The following is a 21409-nucleotide window of genomic DNA, read 5'->3' as shown; positions in this document are numbered from 1 at the left end:
CCTTACGACGGCCGCGTCAGCCGATCGCCGCCAGGAACCGGTGTGCCGCCTGAACCGCCGGTTTGGAGGACCCCGCCTCGGTCAGCAGCACCGCGAACGCCAGGTCGCCGCGGTAGCCGACGAACCAGCCGTGGGAGCGGGAGCCGTCGCCGTACTGGGCGGTGCCGGTCTTGCCCGCGACGTCGGGGATGTCCCGCAGGCCGGTCGCCGTCCCCGACGTGACGACCTCGCGCATCATCCCGCGCAGCGCGTCGAGGACGTCGTCCGACGGTGCGTCACCGACGTTCTGGGTGGTCGCCGGGCGCCCCTTCACCAGCGACGGCGTCGGCACCTTCCCAGCCTGCACGGTCGCCGCGACCAGGGCCATGCCGAACGGGCTGGTCACCACCGTCCCCTGGCCGAAACCGTTCTCCGCGCGCTGGACGGCGGAGTCGGTGGCCGGGACCGCGCCGGTGACCGTGGTCAGGCCCGGGACGACGAAGTCGGCGCCGATGCCGAACGACTTGGCCGTGTCGGTCAGCGCCGACCCCGGGAGCCCGGCCGCGAGCCGGGCGAAGGTGGTGTTGCAGGACTTCGCGAACGCCGTCTTCAACGAGACCCGGCCCAGGTCGAAGCGGCCTTCGTTCGGCACGACGCGGTTCTCGATCGTCGTGGTGCCGGGGCAGTCGACCGGACTGCCGGCCTCGACGTCGCCGTCCGCCAGCGCGGCCGCGGCGGTGATGATCTTGAACGTCGAGCCCGGCGGGTAACGCCCGGACAGCGCCAGCGAGCCTTCGGCGTCGGCCGCCTCGTTCTGCGCCACGGCCAGGATGTCCCCGCTCGATGGCTGGATCGCCACCAGCGCCGCCGGGTACTCGGCCGGTACGAGGGCCTTTTCGGCGGCGTCCTGGATCCGCGCGCTGAGCGTGCTGGTGATCGCGGGCCCGGGTTTCGGCGGCTCGGCCCGCAGCTCGGACACCTCGCCGCCGGTGACGTCCTGGGTGACGATCCGCCAGCCCGCCGCCCCGGCCAGGTCCTGCTCGACCAGCGCGCGGATGGCCGGCAGCACCTGCGTCCCGGATCCGCGCGTCACCGGCAGCAGCCGTTCCTGGCTGGCGAAGCGGACGCCGGGCAGGTCGTAGATCACCGGCTTGACGCGCTGGTAGTCGCCGGCGCGCAGGGTGATCACCGGGAACGTGGCGCCGGGCTTGGTCTTGCCCATCCCGTCGAGCAGCGAGCGACCGGTCACCGACGGCTCGTACCGGTGCAGCGCGGCGGCGAGCGACTTGGCCACCGCGCCCGCGTCGCCGGTCTTCGCCGGGTCGACGACCACGCCGATCACGGTCTGCGGGCGCATCAGCGGCACGCCGTCGCGGTCGAGCACCGGCGCCGTCTCCGGCAGCTGCGGCAGCACGCCGAGGGTCTGGCCGACCGCGAGCTGCGGGTGCACGACCGTCGGCTGCCAGTGCACCTGCCAGCCGTTCTCGGCCGCGCGCAGCTGGGCGTCGGCGCGGTAGGTCCAGGTGCGGCCGTGCGGGAGGTGCCAGGTGAGCTGGTAGCCGGCCGTGACGGTGTCGCCGTCCGCCGGCTCCTTCACCTCTTCGTCCTCGACGTCCAGGGACTCCGGGGCGAGGGCCCCGCGGACCTGCGTCAGCACGGTCTTCGCCGCGTCCGACGAGTCGGTGCCCGCCGCCGCGGCGGCGATGTCCCCGGAAGCGACGGCGTCGAGGAACGCGGAGAGGGCGTCCTCGGGGCCGTCGCCCGAACAGCCGGCCGCGGTCGAGGCGGCGAGCAGCAGCACCGCGAGCACGGCACCGCTTCGACGTGCACTCATGGCCGGATGATGCCCTGGTCAGGGCGGTGCGGCGGGGCTGAAACGCCGCCACGGAAGAGTGCTAGAACAGCACCGTCGCGTACTGGCCGACCTGCTGGAAGCCGACCTTGCGGTAGGCCGCGAGGGCGGGTTTGTTGTAGCCGTTGACGTAGAGGCTCGCGGTGCGGCCGAGACCGCGGACGAGCCGGTTCACCACGGCGGCCGTGCCCGCGGTGCCCAGGCCGTCACCCCGGCGTTCCGGGTGCACCCAGACGCCCTGGATCTGGCCGACGGACGCCGACATCGCGCCGATCTCGGCCTTGAACACGACCTCGCCGTGCTCGAACCGGGCGAACGCGCGCCCGGCGCCGATCAGCTCGGTGACGCGGGCGCGGTAGCTGGCGCCGCCGTCGCCGCTGCGCGGGTCGACGCCGACCTCTTCGATGAACATCGCGACGGCCGCGGGCAGGTAACGCTCGATCTCGTCCGGGCGGACCGCGCGGACCCCCGGGTCGGCTTTGATGAGCGGCAGTGTGTCGAGCGCCATCAGCGGCTGGTCGTCACGGACTTCGCGGGCCGGGCCCCACTCGTCGGCCAGCTCGTCCCACAGGCCGAGGACCTGCTCGGCCGGGCCGACCAGCGACGAGCAGGTGCGCTGCCGGCGCAGCGCGCGGTCGGCGAAGGAGCGCAACGCGGGCGCGTTGCCGCGCAGGGGGATCAGGTTGGGACCGGAGAAGCACAGCCCTTGGAGCCGCCCGGCGCGCACCGGGCGGTTGTCGGCGGCCCAGAGCTCACCACCGAGCCGCCAGGGATCGAGGCCCGCGGCCTCCACCCTGGCACTGACCATGCAGCTGCCCACCGGGTCGGCGGCGAGCGCCCCACGGACCGCCGGATAGTCCCGATCATCGAGCAGCCGTGCACCTGCAAGCCGCAACACGGACTCCAGGGTGCCAGATGAACAGCCGAAACGGAACGCGAGCCTCTCGACACGCTCAGATGAACAGCCGGTGTCCGGCGAACCGGGCAGAATCGAAGACATGCAGCGCTACGCGTACAAGGTCGTCGAGGTCCGCGAGAAGCTCCTGGGCGGCAAGATGTCCGGGGACAAGCTCGAGAAGCTGCTCAACGACCACGCCGGCGACGGCTGGCAGCTCAAGGCCATCACGTCGGCCGAGGTCAAGGGCCGCGTCGGCCCGGGCGGGGTCGAAGGCCTGCTGGTCACCTTCGAACGCCCGGTCCAGTAGGGCAGCGGGGGTGCGGGCGCGGCCAAGGCGGCCGCGCCTGATCGCCCCGCCGCAGATCCGAGCCCAGTAGGCCGGGTTGGATTGGCCGCCGCGGGGGCGGCCAAAGCAGCCGTGCCCGATCGCCGCGCCGCAGATCCGGGCCCAGTAGGCCGGGTTCAACCGACCACCACGGGCGCGGCCAAAGCAGCCGCGCCTGATCGCCCCGTCGCAGATCGGGCCCGGTAGGCCGGGTTCAATCGGCCGCCGTGGGCTCGGCCGCGGTCGGCCAGGCCGCCATGAGCGCGGCCAGGGGATTCAGCCGGCCGTCGCGAGCGCGGCCGGGTTCAGCCGGCCGTCACGAATGCGGCCGGGTTCAGCCGACCGCCGCAGGCGCACGGGTGGATTGCCGGCGCCGACACTCGGCGGCGAGGGTGGCGAGCCACCCGGGGCAGGCCGTCGCTTCCGGCAGCGGCCACTTTTGCCGGTGCGAGCCGAGGACCCGACCCGGCCATGGCCTGCCACGAGCGCGGACCGGCCGAAGCGAGGCGCCTGGGTCGGCCATCCGCCGTCGACCCGGGCGGTCGCGCCGCCACCGGGTCGGTCACGGCGCGCCCGATCCCCCCGCCGCCGGGTCGGTCAGGGGGCGCCGCGGTAGGTGCCGAATGTCCAGGCGTTGCCCTCCGGGTCGCGCAGGCTGAACGTGTGCGAGCCGTAGTCCGTGTCCGTCAGCTCGGCGGTGATCTCGGCGCCGGCGGCCTTCGCCTTCGTGTGGATGTCGTCCACGTGGTCCGACACGACGTAGACCGCGCCGGTGCCGGGCTTCATGGCGTCGTGGACGCCGTCGGGTGGCCGGACGCTGCCCAGCATCACGGCGCCGCCCTCGGGCCAGCGCAGCTCGGCGTGGGCGACGAGGTCGCCGTCGGGTACCACCAGCGTCTCGGTGAAGCCCAGGACGTCGACGAGGAAACGGACCGCGGCCGGGGCGTCGTCGTAACGCAGGGCCGGCCAGACGTTCGGTGCGGGAGTCATGCCGAGGAGTCTTGCCCGGCGGCGACCTCCCCGTCTTGGAGGAACGGGAGCTCCTCGGCGATCCACGTGCCCGGGGTGCACCCGGCCAGCGCCCGCCACTCGTTGCTCAGGTGCGCCTGGTCGTAGAAGCCGCATTCGACGGCGAGCGCGGCCAGGTCGGAGTGGCCGCCACGCAGCAGCCGCCCGGCCCGTTCGAAGCGCAGCACGCGCGCCGCCTGCTTCGGCGCCAGACCCAGCTCCGCCCGGAAACGCTCGCCCAGGTGCCGCCGGCTCCAGCCGACCTCGCCGGCGAGATCCGCGACGCGCACCCGGCCGTCGGCGCCGCGCATCCGGCGCCACGCCTCCCCCAGCTCGGGCGGCGGCCGGCGCGGGTCCACCGCCCGCGTGGCCAGGACGTCGTCGAGCAGGGCGAACCGCTCAGGCCACGTCGGCCGCGCCCGCAGCCGCTCCGGGAGGTCGCCGAGGCCGAACTCGGCCAGGTCCACGACGGCACCGCTCAGCTCCGCCGCCGTCACGCCGAGCAGGGTGCGCACGCCCAGCGGGTCGAGCTCGAGCTGGAGGCCCTCCTGCGTGCGGTCCTGCTCGATCAGCACCGCGCTCGTGTGCAGCCCGCCGACCAGGGCCTGCAGCCGGTGCCCGGCCATCCGGACGGGCGCGGCCAGGCTGATGACGAGCGTCACGTACCGGGACGGCAGGCCGCGGTGCACGGCCAGCGTCACGTCGTCCTGCGCGTACCCGATGTAGCGCGTGACCAGGGGCCGCACCACCGGGTGCGGCTTGCCGACGGCCCAGCCCACGCTCACGAATGCCAGCGTAAACGTCACCACCGACAGTTCCGGTTTCTGCTAACACGGAGGTGCGTCCCCCACCGCGGAAGGAACCACCGATGACGATCCAAGAGCAGGCGCAACAGCTGGAACTGCTCGCCGACCAGGTGCCCACCGGCATCGCGCTCGCGACGAAGAGCGACCTCGAAGACCTGCAGGCCCAGGTCATGGGCCTGCTCGGGGAGACGTCGACCGCGACCGCGATCCAGGGCTCCATCCAGCTCGCGTCCCAGCAGATCGACGAGGTCGCGGCGGCGCTGGAGAACGTCCGCCTGCAGATCCGCGACGCCGCCCAGCACCACCTGCAGGGGTGAGAGCCCTCAGCCGGCGGTGACGACCGGGGCACCCTCGCCGAGGCCCTCGCCCGCCTCTTCGGCGATGCGCATGGCCTCCTCGATCAGCGTCTCGACGATCGCGTGCTCCGGCACGGTCTTGATGACCTCGCCCTTCACGAAGATCTGGCCCTTGCCGTTGCCCGACGCGACACCGAGGTCGGCCTCGCGGGCCTCCCCCGGGCCGTTGACGACGCAGCCCATGACGGCCACGCGCAGCGGGATCTCCATGCCCTCGAGCCCGGCCGTGACCTGCTCGGCGAGCGTGTAGACGTCGACCTGCGCGCGCCCGCACGACGGGCACGACACGATCTCCAGCTTGCGCTGCTTGAGATTCAGCGACTGCAGGATCTGGATGCCGACCTTGACCTCTTCGACCGGCGGCGCGGACAGCGAGACGCGGATCGTGTCGCCGATCCCCTGCCGCAGCAGCGCGCCGAACGCGACGGCCGACTTGATGGTGCCCTGGAACGCCGGGCCGGCCTCGGTGACGCCGAGGTGCAGCGGGTAGTCGCACTGCTCGGCCAGCAGCTCGTAGGCGCGGACCATGACGACCGGGTCGTTGTGCTTGACCGAGATCTTGATGTCGTGGAAGTCGTGCTCGGCGAACAGCGACGCCTCCCACAGCGCCGACTCGGCCAGCGCTTCCGGCGTCGCCTTGCCGTACTTGTCCATGATCCGCTTGTCGAGCGAGCCGGCGTTGACGCCGATCCGGATCGGCGTGCCGTGGTCCTTCGCGGCCTGCGCGATCTCCTTGACCTGGTCGTCGAACTTCCGGATGTTGCCCGGGTTCACGCGCACCGCGGCGCAGCCGGCCTCGATCGCGGCGAAGACGTACTTCGGCTGGAAGTGGATGTCGGCGATGACGGGGATCTGCGACTTGCGCGCGATCGCGGGCAGTGCCTCGGCGTCGTCGGCCGACGGGCAGGCGACGCGGACGATGTCGCAGCCCGCGGCGGTCAGCTCGGCGATCTGCTGCAGGGTCGCGTTGACGTCGGAGGTGAGTGTCGTCGTCATCGACTGGACGGAGATCGGGAAGTCGCTCCCCACACCGACCGAGCCCACCTGGAGCTGGCGGGTCTTGCGGCGCTCGGAGAGGACGGGCGGGGGCAGGGCGGGCATACCGAGTGCGACGGTCACGGTCTTCAGCGTACCTACCCCGAGTGGGCCACCCGCACCATGTCAACCGTCACGGTGAGCAGCATTACGGCGTGTGTGCCACGCCACGGAGGGGCCGCGACCCCTCCGTGGCGTGGCGTTACTGCAAGCGAATCGGATTGACGATGTCGGCCGTCACCGTGAGTAGCGTCACCGCGCCGCCGATGAGGACCAGGACCATCGTGAGCCCGGACAGCTTCGTGTAGTCCACCGGACCGCCCGCGGCCTTGCCCCGCAGGCCGCGGATCCAGTCGCGAATCCGCTCGTACCAGACCACCGCGATGTGCCCGCCGTCCAGCGGGAGCAGCGGCAGCAGGTTGAACACGCCGATGAAGAAGTTGAGGCTGGCCAGCAGGAAGAAGAACAGCACCCAGATGCCCTGCTCGACGGCCTCGCCGCCGATCCGGCTCGCGCCGACGACGCTGACCGGGGTGTTCGGGTCGCGTTCGCCGCCGAAGATCGCGGAGACGACGGCGGGGATGCGCTCGGGGAACTGGACGAGCCGCTGCGCCGTCTCGGCGAACATCGTGCCGGTGAAGCCGAACGTGGCGCCCACCGCGGCGACCGGGCCGTACTGCGTGGTGATCGCGGGCGTCACCGGCGACGCGCCGATCATGCCGACCTCGCGGACGCCCGCGCTGCTCCACCGCTGCACCTTCGGCACGTCGACCACGAGCGCCAGGTTCTGCCCGTTGCGGACGACGTCGAACTCGGTCGGGCCGCTGGTGGCCTGCACGGCCGCGAGCATCTCCGTCCAGCTCGCGACCGGCTTGCCGCCGACCGAGAGGATCTTGTCGCCGGCCAGCAGCCCGGCCGCCTGCGCCGGGCGCAGCGCACCCGGCGGGCAGGTGGTGTCCTTGGCCTGCTCTTCGGTCGTCGCCGACCGCGCGCAGGACGTCGAGGCCAGCACCGGCGACGGGTCGGCGGCGGTCAGGTTCGGCAACCCCATCGTGACGGCCATCAGGTAGAGCACCACGAAGCCGAGGATGAAGTGCGTGATCGACCCGGCGCACATCACGACGGTGCGCTTCCAGGTCTTGAACCGCCACATCGCGCGCGGCGCCTCGTCCGGCGTGACCTCGTCGAGCGCCGTCATGCCCGCGATGTCGCAGAACCCGCCGAGCGGGATCCACTTCAGGCCGTATTCGGTCTCCCCGCGGCGCCAGGAGAACACCGTGGGCCCGAAGCCCACGAAGTACCGGCGGACCTTCATGCCGAAGGCCTTCGCGGTGACCATGTGACCGGCTTCGTGCAGTGCGACGGAGATGCAGATCCCCAGCGCGAAGAGCACCACACCGATGATGTAGGCGAGCACCCGCTACTTCCCCTCGATGATCGAACCGGCCCGGGCGCGAGCCCAGCGCTCGGCCGCGAGAACGTCCTCGACGTCGCGAGGTTCGCGACGCCATTCGTCGGCGGCTCCCACCACCTCGGAAACAGTGTCCACTATCGACGTGAAGCGGGTGTTCTGCGCCAGGAAGGCGGCGACGAGCTCCTCGTTCGCGGCGTTGTAGACGGCGGGCAGGCAGCCGCCGACGGTGCCGCAGTGGCGGGCCAGCTCGACGGCCGGGAAGGCCTCGTCGTCCAGCGGCTCGAACGTCCAGGTCGCGGCCGTGTCCCAGGCGCACGCGGCGGCGGCGTCGGGCACCCGGTCGGGCCAGTGCAGCGCGAGCGCGATCGGCAGCCGCATGTCGGGCGGGCTGGCCTGGGCGATCGTCGAGCCGTCGGTGAAGGTCACCATCGAGTGCACGATCGACTGCGGGTGCACGGTGACGTCGATCTTCTCCGGCGGGACGTCGAACAGCAGCGCGGCTTCGATCAGTTCGAGGCCCTTGTTGACCAGGGTGGCCGAGTTGATGGTGATCAGCGGGCCCATCGACCAGGTCGGGTGGGCCATCGCCTGCTCGACGGTGACGTCGGCGAGATCGGCCCGCTTGCGGCCGCGGAACGGCCCCCCGGACGCGGTGAGCACGAGCCGCGCGACCTCGTTCTTGTGCCCCGCGCGCAGCGCCTGCGCGATGGCGGAGTGCTCGGAGTCGACCGGCACGAGCTGCCCGGGCTTGGCCGCCGCGAGCACGAGCGGCCCGCCGGCGATGAGCGACTCCTTGTTGGCCAGCGCGAGGGTGGCGCCGGTGGCGAGCGCTTTGAGGGTCGGTTCGAGGCCGCGGGAGCCGGGGAGCGCGTTGAGAACGGTGTCGACCTTCACGGCGTTGATCAGCTCGGTGACCGCGTCGGAACCGGCGAAGAGCCGCGGGAGCTTGAAGTCGCCCCGGGAGTAGCCGCGCTTCTGCGCTTCGGCGTACAGCGCGAGCTGCAGGTCTTCGGCGGCCGTGGCCCTGGTCACGGCGACGGCCTCGACGCCGTGCGCGAGCGCCTGCGCGGCGAGAGCGGCGGGATCAGCGCCGCCCGCGGCGATCCCGGCCACCCGGAACAGGTGCGGGTTGCGCGCCGCGACGTCGAGGGCCTGCACACCGATGGACCCGGTCGAGCCGAGCACGAGGACGCTTCGCGAGGTAGTCATCGCGGGCCATTGTCGCGCGGGGCGTGTCCGCGGCGCACGCGGAGGTTCCCTGGCCGTGCGGACCGTCCCGGCGGGTCGCGCGGCCCGCGTGCGCGGAGGCCCCTCGCCGCCTGAGCCGCGGCCTCCGCGCGCCCGGACGTCCGCCGCGATCGCCTCGCGATCGGGAGACGCAAGCCACGCGGGGCGTGTCCGCGGCGCACGCGGAGGTGTGGGATCATCGCGGGGTACGTGGTTCATGGGTCTTGAGGGAGTTCATCGTGGCAGGCAAGGCGGTCGAGAAGCGGCCCGAGGTCGACCCCCGCGACGAGCCGTCCGCGGCCTGGGGCTGGCACGGCTCCTTCCCGAAGGGCACCCGGATCGCCGGCTGGGTCAGCGCGGTCATCCTGCTCGTGATGATCAAGGGCAACCACGAGAACAACACCGAGAACGTCTGGCTGGTCGGCCTGGCGGCGTTCCTCGTCCTGCTGCTGGTCCTCGACATCCGCAAGCGCCGCACGGCCTGGCGCAAGTAGTTGGTGACCCGCTAACCTCCCGGCCCATGAAGCTGCGCTGGGGTTTGGCTCTCGTCGGTGTCCTGGGTGCCCTGCTGGTGGCGCCGGCCGTCCCGGCTTCGGCGTCTTCGATCGTGGTCCCGTGCCAGTTCACGCCGACGCCCGCGAACCCGGCGGCCCGTCCGGTGATCCGGCCGCTGCCGTTCGCGCTGACGCGCGGAACGGTCGACGTCACGTTCCGCTTCAACTACGGCCCGGTGACGGTGCGCTTGGACCGCGCAGGTGCGGCCCCGTGCGCGGTCCACAACATGGCATCCCTGGTCTTGCAGCGTTTCTACGACCACTCCCAGTGCTGGCGCCTGTCGAACTCGGCCCGGCTGGGCGTCCTGCAGTGCGGCGACATCTACGAAGTCGAAAAGGGCGGCCCGGGGTACAAGTTCCCGGACGAGGTGTCGGGCGCGGAGACGTACCCGCGCGGGACGATCGCCATGGGGAACCAGGGACCCGGGACGAACGGGTCGGAGTTCTTCATCGTGCATTCGTTCGCGAACATCCCGGCGAATTATTCGGTACTGGGTCACGTGGTGAGCGGAATGTCGGCGATCGACCACATGGTGGCGGACGGCATCATCCCGACGGATCCGAACGGGCCGCTGGACGGCGCACCGGCGAAACCGGTGAAGATCCAGCGGGCTTCGCTGGGCCGGTAGGTCAGAAGCCTTTCTCTCGCAGCCGCTCGGCGATCGGCTTCTGCCCCGGCGGCCGGAACCAGAACTTGCCGGTCTTTTCGTCGAAGCTGCTGAGGTAACCGGTCACCACGTCACCGACCGCGTAGTGGTCGTCGTCGTCGATGTAGAGCGCGTCGATGAACCCCACGTGGGAAAGACCGAGATCGAGCCACACACCCCAGTAGAAGACGCGGATGACCCGGCCTTCGACCAGGGTGCCCAGCAGGCGAAGCTCATCGTCCTTCATGCTAAACCGCCTCCATCGGTTGTTGGCTGTCCGGATCACCACGGGCGAGGTGCGAAGCCGTAAGGCCGCCGTTCCTTGCCCGGCTTGAGTCCGAAGGCATACTTCTGCTCTGGCACCGGCCGTGACGTGTCGATGACGTGGATCTGCTCTTCGTGCTCCTCCAGAGCGACCGGCACGTCCACCGCTCGCCCACCACACAGCAAGTTCTCCAAGCCCGCGTCACCGATCCCGAACGTCGCCAGCCACGCCTCCACCAGGAACAGCTCGCCGATCTCGGAGATGCCCAGGCAGAACCGGCCCTTCTCCAGCTCGCCGACCGGGAACAGGGAGATCCCCAGTTCCGCACCCCAGTCGACGAACCGGTCTTCTTCACCGTCGAGGTGCCAGGGATTCAGTTCGAACTCCGGGAGGAGGAACTCCAAGCCGCCGAACTCGCCGAGGAACTTCTCGGCCGCGGCATGCATGCGGACCTCACCACTGGCTTCCAGCCGCTGCCGCCAGTTCCCGACGTCGACCTTCCGGCCCGGGAACCACCCCGCGGCGCGCAGTTCGGCTTCCGCCCGCCCGGAAAACCGGGCCGGCGCGTCCGGACGCAGCTGCCGGACGATCTCCGCCGGCCCCACGGTTCCCGCACGGAGGGCACAACGCAGGAGGTTGTCCGGGTCGTCGAGGTGGTCCCCCCGCACGACGACACCACCGTGGACGAGTGCCGCCGACGCCGCGACGATGATCGCCAGCAGTTCGCCGACGTGGTCCTCGAGATGCCCCGGGGACGCGACCACCGTCCAGCGCCCGGGCTCCGCCCGTTCCCGCACGGCCACTCGCGCGAACGCCGCGCTCCCCCAAGCCAGACTCCAGCCCGCCGTCGTCTCGACCGGCTCGAGCACGTCGCTGTCACCCAGCAGAGTCCGGACGATCAGAGAGGCGGTCCGGGCGATTGCCGGGACGTCCGGCGCGGCGTCACACCGGGCTTCGTATTCGCTGGACAAGGGTGGTTCGGCTCCAGATTTCATCGCAAAAGAGGTCACGAGCGGGCAAGACCGAAGACAGCCAGTGTGCCCTCGATACGTCCACTGCCCAAAACGTCACCCTGACGAGTGAATGCCAGCTTCGTCCGATTACATTGTGCGAGTTCAGTGGGCTGCACTGCGTGGGGGGATCACGTGATGATGACGCACGACGAGTACCTGGCCACCCGGAGATTCGGCGCCCTCGACGGCGTGCGCGCCATCGCCGCCGTGCTCGTGGTCGTCTTCCACTACGGCGGACCCGGGTGGGTGCGGGCCAACGGCTGGATCGGGGTGCACCTGTTCTTCGTGATCTCCGGCTTCCTGATCACCACCCTGGCACTGCGCGAAGAGGACCGCGCCGGCCGGGTGTCGCTGGCGGAGTTCTACATCCGCCGCGCGTTCCGCATCCTCCCTGTCTACTACGTCGTCATCGGCGTGGTCGTCGTCTTCGCCTACTTCCGCGGCCTGGGCCTGCGGCACAGCGGCATCGTGGCGGCGCTGCCGTGGAACGTCGCGTTCGTCGGCGAGTACCACCAGATGACCTTGTTCGGGCAGGCCTGGACGCTCGGTGTGGAGCAGAAGTTCTACCTGGTGTGGCCGCTGCTCGCCTTCGGCGTCGCCGCGCTCGGCTTCGCAAAGCGCCTGAGCCTCTCGCTGGGCCTCGTGGCGGTCATGCTCGCGCTGATCCCCTTCATGCCCTACGCGGGCGCGTACTCGCCGATCCTCATCGGCTGCACGCTGGCGATCGTCCTGCACCACCGCAAGGGCTTCGCCGCCCTGCGGTTCTTCACCCACCCGGTCGTCGGGCTCGTGGTCGCCGCCGCGCTGATCGCGGTCCAGACCATGTTCGGCGAGATCACCGCACTGCTGCACGACGACGGCGGGTCGATCACCGGCACGTGCTACGTCCTGCTCGCCGCGCTGCTCGTGCCGTCGCTGGTCGCCGGGGGCCCGCTGGCCTGGGTGCTGTCGCTCGCGCCCCTGCGGTTCATCGGCGAGCGTTCCTACTCGCTGTACCTCATTCAGGGCGTCGTCGCCGTGGCGCTCGCGGGCGCGATCCCCCAGTTCGCGCCGCACCGGACACTCACCGCGGTCGCCGTGACGATCGTCGGGCTGCTGGCCGCCGACCTGCTCTACCGCTGGGTGGAGGTCCCGATGATCGACGTCGGGCGCCGGATCATCACCCGCCGCCGGGCGAAGAAGGCCGAAGCCGCTCCGACGGCCGAGGTTGCGGAGCCCGCCATGGCCGTGGCCTGAGTCGGCAGAATCGTTCCGGATCCGCGGCGTTCTCCTCGGTCGACGCCCGCGGCAACGAAGACGCCGGGCGAGCCAGGACCGGCGACCTCAACGACAGAAGCCGGGTACCGCAGGTGCGGTACCCGGCTTCCGAAACCACCGTCAGCGCTCGACGGCCGGTGCCACCAGTTCGCTCGGGCCGGTGCCCGACTCTCCGGCCACCGCGGCCAGTTCCTCGCCCACCGACTGGCTCTTCGGCTTCTTCGTGTCCTTCGTCAGCAACGACGCCACCGCGCCGATCAGGCAGACCACGATGGCGAAACCGAACGCCACCGCCAAGCCCGACTGGAACGGGCCCGAGATCAGGTTGGGGAAGAAGCTGCGGCCCGTGAGGAACTGGGCCTGGTCCGGCGGCAAGGACGACAGCTGGCCGCCCAGGAGCTGCTGGATCGGGTTGTAGCCCAGGAATGCCGCGAACAGCACCGCCACCGCCGGGAGGTGTGCCACCTGGGTGGCCGCCGCCTCGGGGACGCCGTGGGCGATCAGGCCGTCGTGCATCGTCGACGGGAGGCTGCTCGACAGGCCCGAGATGATCAGGCTGAAGAAGAAGCCGATCGACAGGACCATCGCCGCGTTCTGGAACGTCGTCATCATCCCGGCGCCCGAACCGCGGGAGTCGGCCGGGAGGCTGTTCATCACCTCGGCGCGGTTGGGCGAGGAGAACATGCCCATGCCGATGCCGTTGATCAGCAGGATCGCGGCGAACGCCCAGTAGTCGAAGTTCACCGGCAGGATGATCAGCAGCAGGAACGTCAGCGCCGTGATCGCCAGGCCGGTGGAGGCCAGCATGCGGCTGCCGATCCGGTCGGCGAGGATGCCCGACGTCGGCGCGGCCAGCAGGAACCCGACCGTCATCGGCAGCATGTAGATGCCCGCCCACAACGGCGTCTGCTCGAACGTGTAGCCGTGCTGCGGGAGCCAGATGCCCTGCAGCCAGATGATCAGGATGAACTGGAGCCCACCGCGGCCGAGCGATGCCGTCAGGTTCGCGATGTTGCCCCAGGTGAACGACCGGATCTTGAACAGCGAGAGCCGGAACAGCGGGTTGTCGACCTTGGTCTCGATGACCACGAAGCCGATCAGCACCGCGACGCCGCCGATCAGGCACGAGAGCACCATCGGGCTGCCCCAGCCGGTCGCGGAGGTGCCGTAGGGCTGGATGCCGTAGGTGATGCCGACCAGCACCGAGATCAGGCCGACGGCGAAGGTGATGTTGCCCCACCAGTCCATCCGCGCGTGCTTGCGGACGCCGGTGTCGTGCAGCTTGAGGTACGCCCAGATCGTGCCGATCACGCCGAAGGGCACCGACACCAGGAAGATCAGGTTCCAGTCGATCGGGGCGAGCACGCCGCCGACGACCAGGCCGAGGAACGAGCCCGCGATCGCCGCGACGCCGTTCATGCCGAGCGCGAGGCCGCGCTGGTTGGCCGGGAAGGCGTCGGTGAGGATCGCCGAGGAGTTCGCCATCAGGAAGGCGCCGCCGACGCCCTGCACGATCCGCCAGCCGATCAGCCACAGCGCGGCCGCGTCACCGTCGAACCAGGTGATGGCCAGCATGACGGAAGAAACGGTGAAGACGGCGAAGCCCAGGTTGTACATCCGGGCGCGGCCGTACATGTCGCCGAGCCGCCCGAAGCTCACCACCAGCACGGCGGTGACCACGAGGAAGCCCATGATCATCCACAGCAGGTAGCTGGTGTTGGCGGGTTCCAGGGGGTTGATCCCGATGCCCTTGAAGATGTCGGGCAGCGCGATGAGCACGATCGACGAGTTGATCGTGGCGATCAGCATGCCCAGCGTCGTGTTGGACAGCGCGATCCACTTGTACCGAGGCCCCAGTTCCTCGATCGAATACGTCCGGCTTTTCGCCACTGTGTGCAAACCTTCCACTCGCAAGTCCCTTAGCTAGGCTAAGCAACTTGCTTGCGTATGGCAACCATCACGGGGGATCGCCTGCGAGAGCATGATCACATCGTCATGAATATCCTTTGTGGACTCTTTAAGGTGGCGCCGCGAAGTGACGTCGCCGTAACCCCGCGCTAACGGAGGAGCCGCCCCAGCACGCCCACGCCGTCGGCGATCTCCCCCGCCGTCCGGGCCGCGTAGCCCATGACCAGGCCCGGCCGCCCCGGCCGCTGCCGGTGCCACGACAACGGCTGGACCTTCACCCCCTCCGCCAGCGCGGCCGCCGCCAGCGCGACGTCGTCGAAGCCCGGCTCGAACGTGATCGTGAGGTGCAGGCCCGCCGCCGCGCCGTGCACCCGCGCGGCCGGGAGCGACGCCGTCACCGCGCGGATCATCGCGTCGCGGCGACGGCGGTGGCGGGCCCGCACCGAGCGCAGCTGACGCTCCAGCTCGCCGGTCTCCATCAGCCGGGCCAGCACCAGCTGGGCCAGCACCGCGTTGCCCAGGTCGGCGAACCGCTTGGCCGCGACGAGGTCCTCGCGCAACGCCGGCGGCGGGAGCAGCCAGCCGACGCGCAGGGCCGGGGCCAGCAGCTTCGAGACGCTGCCCGTGTAGCAGACCTCCGGCAGCATCGACCGGACCGCGGGCACCGGCGCGCGGTCGTAGCGGTGCTCGGCGTCGTAGTCGTCCTCGACGACCAGGCCGCCTTCGCCCGCCCAGCGCATCAGCTCGCGACGGCGCTCGCCGCCCAGGACCACGCCCGTCGGGAACTGGTGGGCCGGCGTCAGCAGCACCGCCCGCGCGCCGCTCGCCCGCAGCTCGTCGACGCGCAGGCCGTCGTCGTCGACCGTGATCGGCGGGGTCGCCAGGCCGTTGTGGTGCAGGTGCTGCCGCGCGCCGAGCGAGCCGGGGTCCTCGACGGCGATCTCGTCGACGCCCCGCTGCCGCAGCACCTCGCCGAGCAGCGTCAGGCCCTGCGCCACCCCCGACACCACGATGATTTCGCCCGGGTCCGCGCGGATCCCGCGGCTGCGCGCCAGCCAGCGCGACACCGCCAGCCGCATCGCCGGCGCCCCGCGCGGGTCGCCGTAGCCGAAGTGGGCCGGCTCCAGCTCGTCCAGCACCGCGCGCTCCGCCCGCAGCCACGCCGCGCGCGGGAACGCCGTCAGGTCCGGCACGCCCGGCGTGAGGTCGATCCGGGCCGGGGTCGCGCGGACCTCGTCGAAGACGTCGGCGCCCGGCAGCGCCGTGATGACCTTCGCGGGCACCGGCCGCCGCACCGGCGCGGGCGCGAGCACCGGCGCCGCCACCACGACCGTGCCCGCCCGGCCGCGGCCGGCCGCGTGGCCGTCGTCGATGAGCCGCTGGTAGGCCTCGGTGACCACGCCCCGCGACACGCGCAGCTCGGCCGCCAGCACCCGGGACGCGGGGAGGCGGCCGCCGACCGGGAGCCGGCCGTCGGCGACCGCGGCCCGCAGCTGCCCGGCGAGCCAGTCCGCAAGGCCGCCCGGCGGCGCGGCCCGGACGTCGAGCTGCAGGAAGTCGGAGCCGGCGGTTATGGTCCCTTCCGCCGGGTCTGGTTTGGCCCTGTCCATCGGGCCATTGTCGCAGCACGCTGGGTTCATGGACACCAGTTACGTGCACGGATACGCCGAACCCGAGGCCCGCCGCCTCGGCGACCAGGCCGACACCCTGGCCGAGCTGCTGCACGCCGGGACGGCCTACCCCGCGGGCAGCCGCGTCCTGGAGGTCGGCTGCGGCGTCGGCGCCCAGACCGGCCACCTCGTCGCCCGCAGCCCGGGCGCGCACCTGACCGCGATCGACGTCTCGGCGGCGTCCCTGACGCAAGCGAAAGCGAAGGTCGGCGCCGACGTCGACTGGCGGCAGGCCGACCTGTTCGACGTCGACGAAACCTTCGACCACATCTTCGTCTGCTTCGTGCTCGAACACCTTCCCGAACCCGGGAAAGCGTTGGCGCACCTGAAAACCCTGCTCCGCCCGGGCGGCACCATCACGGTGATCGAAGGCGACCACGGCTCGGCGTTCTTCCACCCGCGCAGTGAGCACGCCCAAGCCGCCATCGACTGCCTCATCCGGCTGCAGGCCGACGCCGGCGGTGACGCGCTCCTCGGCCGCCGCCTCTACCCGCTGCTCGCCGGCGCCGGGTTCGACGACGTCGCCGTCGAACCCCGGACCGTCTACGTCGACGCGTCCCGGCCCGGCCTGGTCGCCGGGTTCACCCGGGACACGTTCATCGCGATGGTCGAAGGCGTCGAGGAGGACGCCATCGCGCGGGGGCTCACTACGGCATCCGAGTGGAACCGCGGCGTAGCCGATCTTTACCGCACCACAAGGGAATACGGGACGTTCCATTACGCGTTCTACAAGGCAACAGCACATCGAACTCCGGGAGGAGCGTCATGATCATCGCCGTTCTCGTCGCCGCCGGACTCCTCGTCTGGGCACTGGATCACGCTTACCGCCGCCGTCCGTACCCGCGGAACCGGCTGGCCGGCAGCATGGACGTCTACGACCGCGACGCCCAGCGTCTCGAAGGCGACCTGGTCGCCGAAGAGCGGCACTACTCCGCGACGCGGGCCAGCCGCTCCCGGACCAGGATCGCGCCGGGAACCCGTTCCGCGGCGTAACAATCCGCGGCGCGGGCCCAGTGTTCGCGCGCGGCGTCCGGATCACTCAGTCCACAGTGGACGTCGCCGAGCCCGCGGTGGGCCCGGCCCTGCTCCGGCAGGCAGCCCGTTTCCTTCGCCGCCGCAAGGGCTTCGCGGTGGTACGTCAGCGCCTGGTCGTCGCGGCCACGCGCGCTGGCGACGAAGCCGAGACTGTTCAGCACGCGGGACTGCACGCCGAGATCCCCGCATTCACGAGCGATGCCCAGTGCCTCTTCGAGGTGCTGGGCCGCTTCGTCGTGCCGGTCTTGCCCGAGCCGGACGTCGCCCAGGTGCTTGAGCGCGACACTGCGGTTGGTGGGACTGCCGGTCTCCTGCGCGAGTTCCAGCGCCCGCTCCAGGTACGCCTCGGCCTCGGCGTACCGGCCGCGCGCGTGCTCGATGTCGCCCAGGATGCCCAGCGCGTACCCTTCGCTGACGCGCACGCCCATCGCGCGGAAGTGCTCCAGCCCCGCCGAAATCGAGGCGACGGCCTCGTCGTAACGCCCCAGCGCCGACAGCGCGTCGCCGATGTTCACCAGCGCGTAGCCCTCGCTCGTGCGGTCGGCGATCTCCCGCGCGAGGTCCAGGGCTTCACCCAGGTAGCCGATCGCTTCGCCGTAGCGGCCGATGCCGCGGCACGTGCAGCCGAGCACCACCAGGACCAGGCCTTCGCTCGTCTGATCGCCGGATTTTCGCGCCAGGGCCAGGGCTTCCGTCGAGTAGCCGATGCCCTCGGCGAACCGGCCCAGCGCGCGGCAGGCCAGGCCGAGGGTGTTGAGCACGTGGATCTCCGTCACCCGGTTGCCGGACTCGCGGACGATGACGAGCGCTTCTTCCAGGTACCGCACGGCTTCCCGAGACCGGCCGACGCGCCAGTGGCCCAGCGCGATGAGCGTCAGCGGGTCCGCTTCGGCGGCCCGGTCGCCGGAGTCCTGGGCCAGCACGGACGCGTGCGTGTGCAGCACCAGCGATTCCTCGTGGTACCCGCCGACGTCGAGGTAGTGCCACAGGATCCCGGACAGCAGCCGCAGGTGCTCCGGGCGGCCGTGCCGGGTCGCGTGCGCCGCGACGGCCAGCAGGTTGCGGCGCTCGGCCTCCAGCCACGCCGGCGCGTCGAGCACCTTGACGTCCGGGTCCGGCACCTGCGGGCGCAGGTGGCGTTCCAGCGGCAGGACGACGTCCATGGCCTGCGCGGCCGACCGGACGTAGAAGTCGAACAGCCGCTCCTCGGCGTCGTGGCTCTCGCCCGGCTCCTCCGCCGCCAGCTCGGCGGCGTAGACGCGCAGCAGGTCGTGCAGCTGGACGCGGTCGTGGCCGGTCTCCTGCGCGAGGTGGGCCCGCACGAGCGAGCCGGTCAGCCGCTCGGCCTCCGGCAGCGGGAGCCGCGCGAGCGCGGCGATCGCGGCGGGCGTCAGGTCGCGGCCCGGGTGCAGGCCGCAGAGCCGGAACACGCGCGCGGCGTCGGCCGCCAGGTGCCGGTAGGACCACGAGAACACCGCGCGGACGGCCGTCAGCGGGTCACCGCCGCCGTCGAGCAGGTCCAGGCGCCGCCGTTCGTCGGCCAGCTCGGCTTCCAGCGCCGCCAGCCGCTCCCCCGGTCGGCTCAGCGCCAGCTCCGCGACCAGCCGCAACGCCAGCGGCAGCCGGGCCGAGTAGCCGATCAGCGCCGAGGTGGCCGCCTGTTCGTCGTCGACGCGCCGGCCGACGAGGGTCCGCAGCAGGTCCCGGGCCTCGGTGTCGGTCAGCAGGTCGACGAGGACGCGGCGGGCGCCGTCGCGGGCGACCAGCCCGGGCAGCGCGTCCCGGCTGGTCACGAGGACCAGGCAGGACGGCGAGCCGGGCAGCAGCGGGCGGACTTGGCCGACCGAGCCGGCGTTGTCCAGCAGCAGCACCATCCGCCGGCCGTCGAGCACCGTGCGGAACTTGGCGGCCCGTTCGTCGGGCTCGGCGGGGATGTCCGCGCCGTCGACGCCGAGCGCGCGCAGGAAGCCGGACAGCGCGTCGCCCGGCTCGACGGGCCGGACCGTGCCGTACCCCCGCAGGTCGACGTACAGCTGGCCGTCGGGGAACTCCGCCCGCGCCCGCTGCGCCCAGCGCACGGCCAGCGCCGTCTTGCCGACGCCCGCCGTCCCGGACAGCACGGCGATGCGCGCGCCGGTGTCGGCCTCGCCGCGGCGCAGGAGCGCGTCCAGCTCGCCGAGCTGGGCCGTGCGCCCGCGGAACCCGTGGACGTCGGCGGGCAGCTGCGCGGGCACCGAGGCCGGCTGCTCGGGGGCGCCGAAGTCCTGCCGCAGCACCTGGCGCTGCGCCTCGCGCAGCTCCGGGCCGGGTTCGATGCCCAGCTCGTCGGCGAGGCGCCGCCGGACCTCGTCGAAGACGCCCAGCGCGGCGGCCTGCCGCCCGGACGCGGCGAGCGCCAGCATCAGCCGGGCGTGCGCCGACTCGTTCAGCGGCTCCTCCGCGGTCAGCGCCCGCAGCTGCACGGCCGCGTCCTCCGGGTGGGCCGCCGCGGCTCCGGCGTAGGCCAGCACGGCCTGCGCCCGCCGCATCGCGAGCGCCAGCCGGACCGGGTGCTGGCGGAGCCGTTCGACGTCGGCGAGCGCCGGGCCGCGCCACAGCGCCAGCGCGTCGCGGTAGGCCTCTTCGGCCGCCTCGGGCTCCCGTTCGGCCCGCTCCACCAGCGCGTCGAAGCGCAGGAGGTCGAGCTCGTCCGCGCCGACGGACAGCCGGTAGCCGCCCTTGTCGGTGGTGATCAGACCGGCCGGGCGCAGCGCCCGCCGCAGCCGCGCGACGTAGGTGTGGACCAGCTCCAGGCATGACGGCGGCGGCTCGTCCCAGATGACGTCGACGAGGTCCTCGCGCCGCACGGTCCGGTTCGGCTGCAGGGCCAGCAGCGCGAGCAACAGGCGCTGCTTCTCCGCGCCGATCTCGACGGGACGGTCACCGAAGCGGACGGCCAGCGGCCCGAGCACGTCGATCCGCACCGGCTCCGGCGGCGCCTCGGCCAGCGCTTCCCGCAGCCGCCGCTCGGTCTCCGGCCGGGGCCGCCGGACCCTGCCGCGCTCGGCGTTGCGGATCGCGCGCAGGCTCAGCCCGGCGCGTCCGGCGAGCTCCGCCTGGGTCAGCCCGGCGCGCACCCGCTCGTCGCGCAGCCATCCGGCGAACGGCAGGCCATCGTCCACAAGCGTCCTTCCCCGCGTGCCCCTCGCGCCGAACGTACCCCTCCAGCATCGCCAACGTGCCGGTTGCGCTGTACCACCGAACGGCGAAGATCCCTGTTTCCGCAGGTGACAGGGGGTGACCGCGCATCCGGGTCGAGTACAGCCGTTCGTCCACCGAGCCTTTCTAGGCTGTGCGGGTCCGGTGGTGGCGAGGGGTTCGCGGTTCAGCCGTCGCGTGGGGTACGACGGCTGCACCCGGGCCTCAGACGCCGAGGCGCTCCAGCAGGGCGCGCACCGCGCCCGGGTCCTCGACGTGGGCGTTGTGCCCCAGGCCGGCGAGCGTGACCGCGTCCGGGTCCAGCGCGCACAGCTGCTCCGGACGGCTCATCGGGTCGTGCTCGCCCGCCGCCAGCACGACCGGGCACCGCGCCGCGGCGAGCAGGGCAGTCATGTCCGGAGCGCCCACGCCGAACGCGGCCGGGTCCATCGCGAGACGCCAACCTCCCTCCGTCTCGCGGAGCCCGGCCGGGTCGGCGGGCGCGATCCCGAGCAGCCCGGAGACCTTCAGGTACGCCTGGTCGGCGTCGGCCTGGGTCTCGAACACCCGCGGCGGCCGCACGGCGAACGACGCCGCCCGCCCCAGGTCGTCCTGGCTCCACTCGACCTTCACGCCCAGCGCCAGCACCCCGGTGACCTCGACGTCGTACTTGCCGGAGGCGAGCTCGAGCGCGAGCACCCCGCCGAGCGAGTGCCCGGCGACGACCAGCGGATTCTTGTCGGGCAACGCCCGCGCGACGGCGGCCGTGAGCGTCTCGAAGCTGTAGTGCGGCAGGGGCGCCGAGAGGCCGTGGCCGGGCAGGTCGGGCACCAGCACGCGCCGCGGGACCGCTTCGGTCAGGTGGGCCCACACGGCGCCGGTCGCGCCGAGCCCGTGCAGGAAGAGGATGGCCGGTTCGCCCTCGCCGCCGGTGCGCATGTTCAGCGTGTCCATCGCAGCAGCCTCCCCTACGTCGTGGCGCC

General features: G+C 72.1%; 20 protein-coding genes. 7 read left to right on the top strand and 13 right to left on the bottom strand.

The window, feature by feature from the left end; genetic code table 11:
• Positions 1-16: 16 nt before the first annotated feature.
• Both OHS58_RS48030 and OHS58_RS48025 read right to left on the bottom strand, forming a co-directional pair.
• Positions 17-1813: a penicillin-binding transpeptidase domain-containing protein gene (locus OHS58_RS48030; protein ID WP_328646683.1), complete on the bottom strand. Its 1797-nt coding sequence runs from the start codon at positions 1811-1813 to the stop codon at positions 17-19.
• Between the two features lie 61 nt (positions 1814-1874).
• A complete protein-coding gene (locus tag OHS58_RS48025) occupies positions 1875-2729 on the bottom strand; it encodes a GNAT family N-acetyltransferase (RefSeq protein ID WP_247062473.1) in 855 nt (284 codons plus the stop codon).
• 100 nt (positions 2730-2829) lie between these two features.
• Between OHS58_RS48025 and OHS58_RS48020 the strand changes: the two genes are divergently transcribed.
• Positions 2830-3036: a DUF4177 domain-containing protein gene (locus OHS58_RS48020; RefSeq protein ID WP_247062471.1), complete on the top strand. Its 207-nt coding sequence runs from the start codon at positions 2830-2832 to the stop codon at positions 3034-3036.
• Positions 3037-3651: 615 nt separating this feature from the next.
• Here OHS58_RS48020 and OHS58_RS48015 read toward each other — a convergent pair.
• Both OHS58_RS48015 and OHS58_RS48010 read right to left on the bottom strand, forming a co-directional pair.
• Positions 3652-4044: a VOC family protein gene (locus OHS58_RS48015; RefSeq protein ID WP_326955188.1), complete on the bottom strand. Its 393-nt coding sequence runs from the start codon at positions 4042-4044 to the stop codon at positions 3652-3654.
• The gene (locus tag OHS58_RS48010; protein ID WP_328646682.1) at positions 4041-4847 is read right to left on the bottom strand and encodes a helix-turn-helix domain-containing protein; all 807 of its coding nucleotides are present in this window, start codon (positions 4845-4847) and stop codon (positions 4041-4043) included. The genes OHS58_RS48015 and OHS58_RS48010 overlap by 4 nt, the downstream gene beginning before the upstream one ends.
• Before the next feature lie 83 nt (positions 4848-4930).
• Here OHS58_RS48010 and OHS58_RS48005 point away from each other — a divergent pair, with 83 nt between their 5' ends.
• Entirely contained in the window at positions 4931-5185 is a 255-nt protein-coding gene (locus OHS58_RS48005) for a hypothetical protein (protein WP_247062465.1), read from the top strand.
• 6 nt (positions 5186-5191) lie between these two features.
• Here OHS58_RS48005 and ispG read toward each other — a convergent pair whose 3' ends face one another.
• From ispG to dxr, 3 genes are all read right to left on the bottom strand, one after another.
• Positions 5192-6343, bottom strand: a complete 1152-nt coding sequence (ispG, locus tag OHS58_RS48000) for a flavodoxin-dependent (E)-4-hydroxy-3-methylbut-2-enyl-diphosphate synthase (RefSeq protein WP_247062463.1) — start codon at positions 6341-6343, stop codon at positions 5192-5194.
• Positions 6344-6461: 118 nt separating this feature from the next.
• Positions 6462-7676 carry a M50 family metallopeptidase gene (locus OHS58_RS47995; protein ID WP_247062460.1) on the bottom strand — a complete coding sequence of 405 codons (1215 nt, stop codon included), beginning with the start codon at positions 7674-7676 and terminating at the stop codon, positions 6462-6464.
• A gap of 3 nt (positions 7677-7679) precedes the next feature.
• A complete protein-coding gene (dxr, locus tag OHS58_RS47990) occupies positions 7680-8882 on the bottom strand; it encodes a 1-deoxy-D-xylulose-5-phosphate reductoisomerase (protein ID WP_328646681.1) in 1203 nt (400 codons plus the stop codon).
• 257 nt (positions 8883-9139) lie between these two features.
• On the opposite strand from dxr, the gene OHS58_RS47985 reads away from it, so the two are divergent.
• Together OHS58_RS47985 and OHS58_RS47980 are read left to right on the top strand one after the other, a co-directional pair.
• Positions 9140-9394 carry a DUF2631 domain-containing protein gene (locus OHS58_RS47985; RefSeq protein ID WP_247062457.1) on the top strand — a complete coding sequence of 85 codons (255 nt, stop codon included), beginning with the start codon at positions 9140-9142 and terminating at the stop codon, positions 9392-9394.
• Positions 9395-9420: 26 nt separating this feature from the next.
• Positions 9421-10083 carry a peptidylprolyl isomerase gene (locus tag OHS58_RS47980; RefSeq protein ID WP_328646680.1) on the top strand — a complete coding sequence of 221 codons (663 nt, stop codon included), beginning with the start codon at positions 9421-9423 and terminating at the stop codon, positions 10081-10083.
• A 1-nt stretch (position 10084) separates the two neighbouring features.
• On the opposite strand, the gene OHS58_RS47975 is transcribed toward OHS58_RS47980, so the two are convergent.
• On the bottom strand, positions 10085-10348 hold the full coding sequence (locus tag OHS58_RS47975) for a hypothetical protein (RefSeq protein WP_328646679.1): 264 nt from the start codon (positions 10346-10348) through the stop codon (positions 10085-10087).
• Between the two features lie 35 nt (positions 10349-10383).
• Positions 10384-11337, bottom strand: coding sequence for an SUKH-3 domain-containing protein (locus tag OHS58_RS47970; RefSeq protein ID WP_328646678.1), 954 nt, complete (start codon positions 11335-11337; stop codon positions 10384-10386).
• Positions 11338-11514: 177 nt separating this feature from the next.
• On the opposite strand from OHS58_RS47970, the gene OHS58_RS47965 reads away from it, so the two are divergent.
• Complete coding sequence (locus tag OHS58_RS47965) at positions 11515-12615, top strand: acyltransferase family protein (RefSeq protein WP_328646677.1); 1101 nt, start codon at positions 11515-11517, stop codon at positions 12613-12615.
• A gap of 141 nt (positions 12616-12756) precedes the next feature.
• On the opposite strand, the gene OHS58_RS47960 is transcribed toward OHS58_RS47965, so the two are convergent.
• Both OHS58_RS47960 and pdxR read right to left on the bottom strand, forming a co-directional pair.
• On the bottom strand, positions 12757-14526 hold the full coding sequence (locus tag OHS58_RS47960; RefSeq protein WP_328646676.1) for an MFS transporter: 1770 nt from the start codon (positions 14524-14526) through the stop codon (positions 12757-12759).
• 167 nt (positions 14527-14693) lie between these two features.
• Positions 14694-16154, bottom strand: coding sequence for a MocR-like pyridoxine biosynthesis transcription factor PdxR (gene pdxR, locus OHS58_RS47955; RefSeq protein WP_326955195.1), 1461 nt, complete (start codon positions 16152-16154; stop codon positions 14694-14696).
• A gap of 28 nt (positions 16155-16182) precedes the next feature.
• Between pdxR and OHS58_RS47950 the strand changes: the two genes are divergently transcribed.
• A complete protein-coding gene (locus tag OHS58_RS47950) occupies positions 16183-16983 on the top strand; it encodes a methyltransferase (RefSeq protein ID WP_328646675.1) in 801 nt (266 codons plus the stop codon).
• Positions 16980-17207: a hypothetical protein gene (locus tag OHS58_RS47945; protein ID WP_247062442.1), complete on the top strand. Its 228-nt coding sequence runs from the start codon at positions 16980-16982 to the stop codon at positions 17205-17207. The genes OHS58_RS47950 and OHS58_RS47945 overlap by 4 nt, the downstream gene beginning before the upstream one ends.
• On the opposite strand, the gene OHS58_RS47940 is transcribed toward OHS58_RS47945, so the two are convergent.
• Positions 17141-20410 carry a tetratricopeptide repeat protein gene (locus OHS58_RS47940; RefSeq protein WP_328646674.1) on the bottom strand — a complete coding sequence of 1090 codons (3270 nt, stop codon included), beginning with the start codon at positions 20408-20410 and terminating at the stop codon, positions 17141-17143. The genes OHS58_RS47945 and OHS58_RS47940 overlap by 67 nt on opposite strands.
• Before the next feature lie 241 nt (positions 20411-20651).
• On the bottom strand, positions 20652-21380 hold the full coding sequence (locus tag OHS58_RS47935; protein ID WP_328646673.1) for an alpha/beta fold hydrolase: 729 nt from the start codon (positions 21378-21380) through the stop codon (positions 20652-20654).
• Positions 21381-21409 lie beyond the last annotated feature (29 nt).

This window comes from Amycolatopsis sp. NBC_00348 (genome assembly GCF_036114655.1).
Taxonomy (GTDB): domain Bacteria; phylum Actinomycetota; class Actinomycetes; order Mycobacteriales; family Pseudonocardiaceae; genus Amycolatopsis.
The sequence above is the reverse complement of the archived record's forward strand: the minus strand, read 5'-3'. Positions and strand labels throughout refer to the sequence as shown.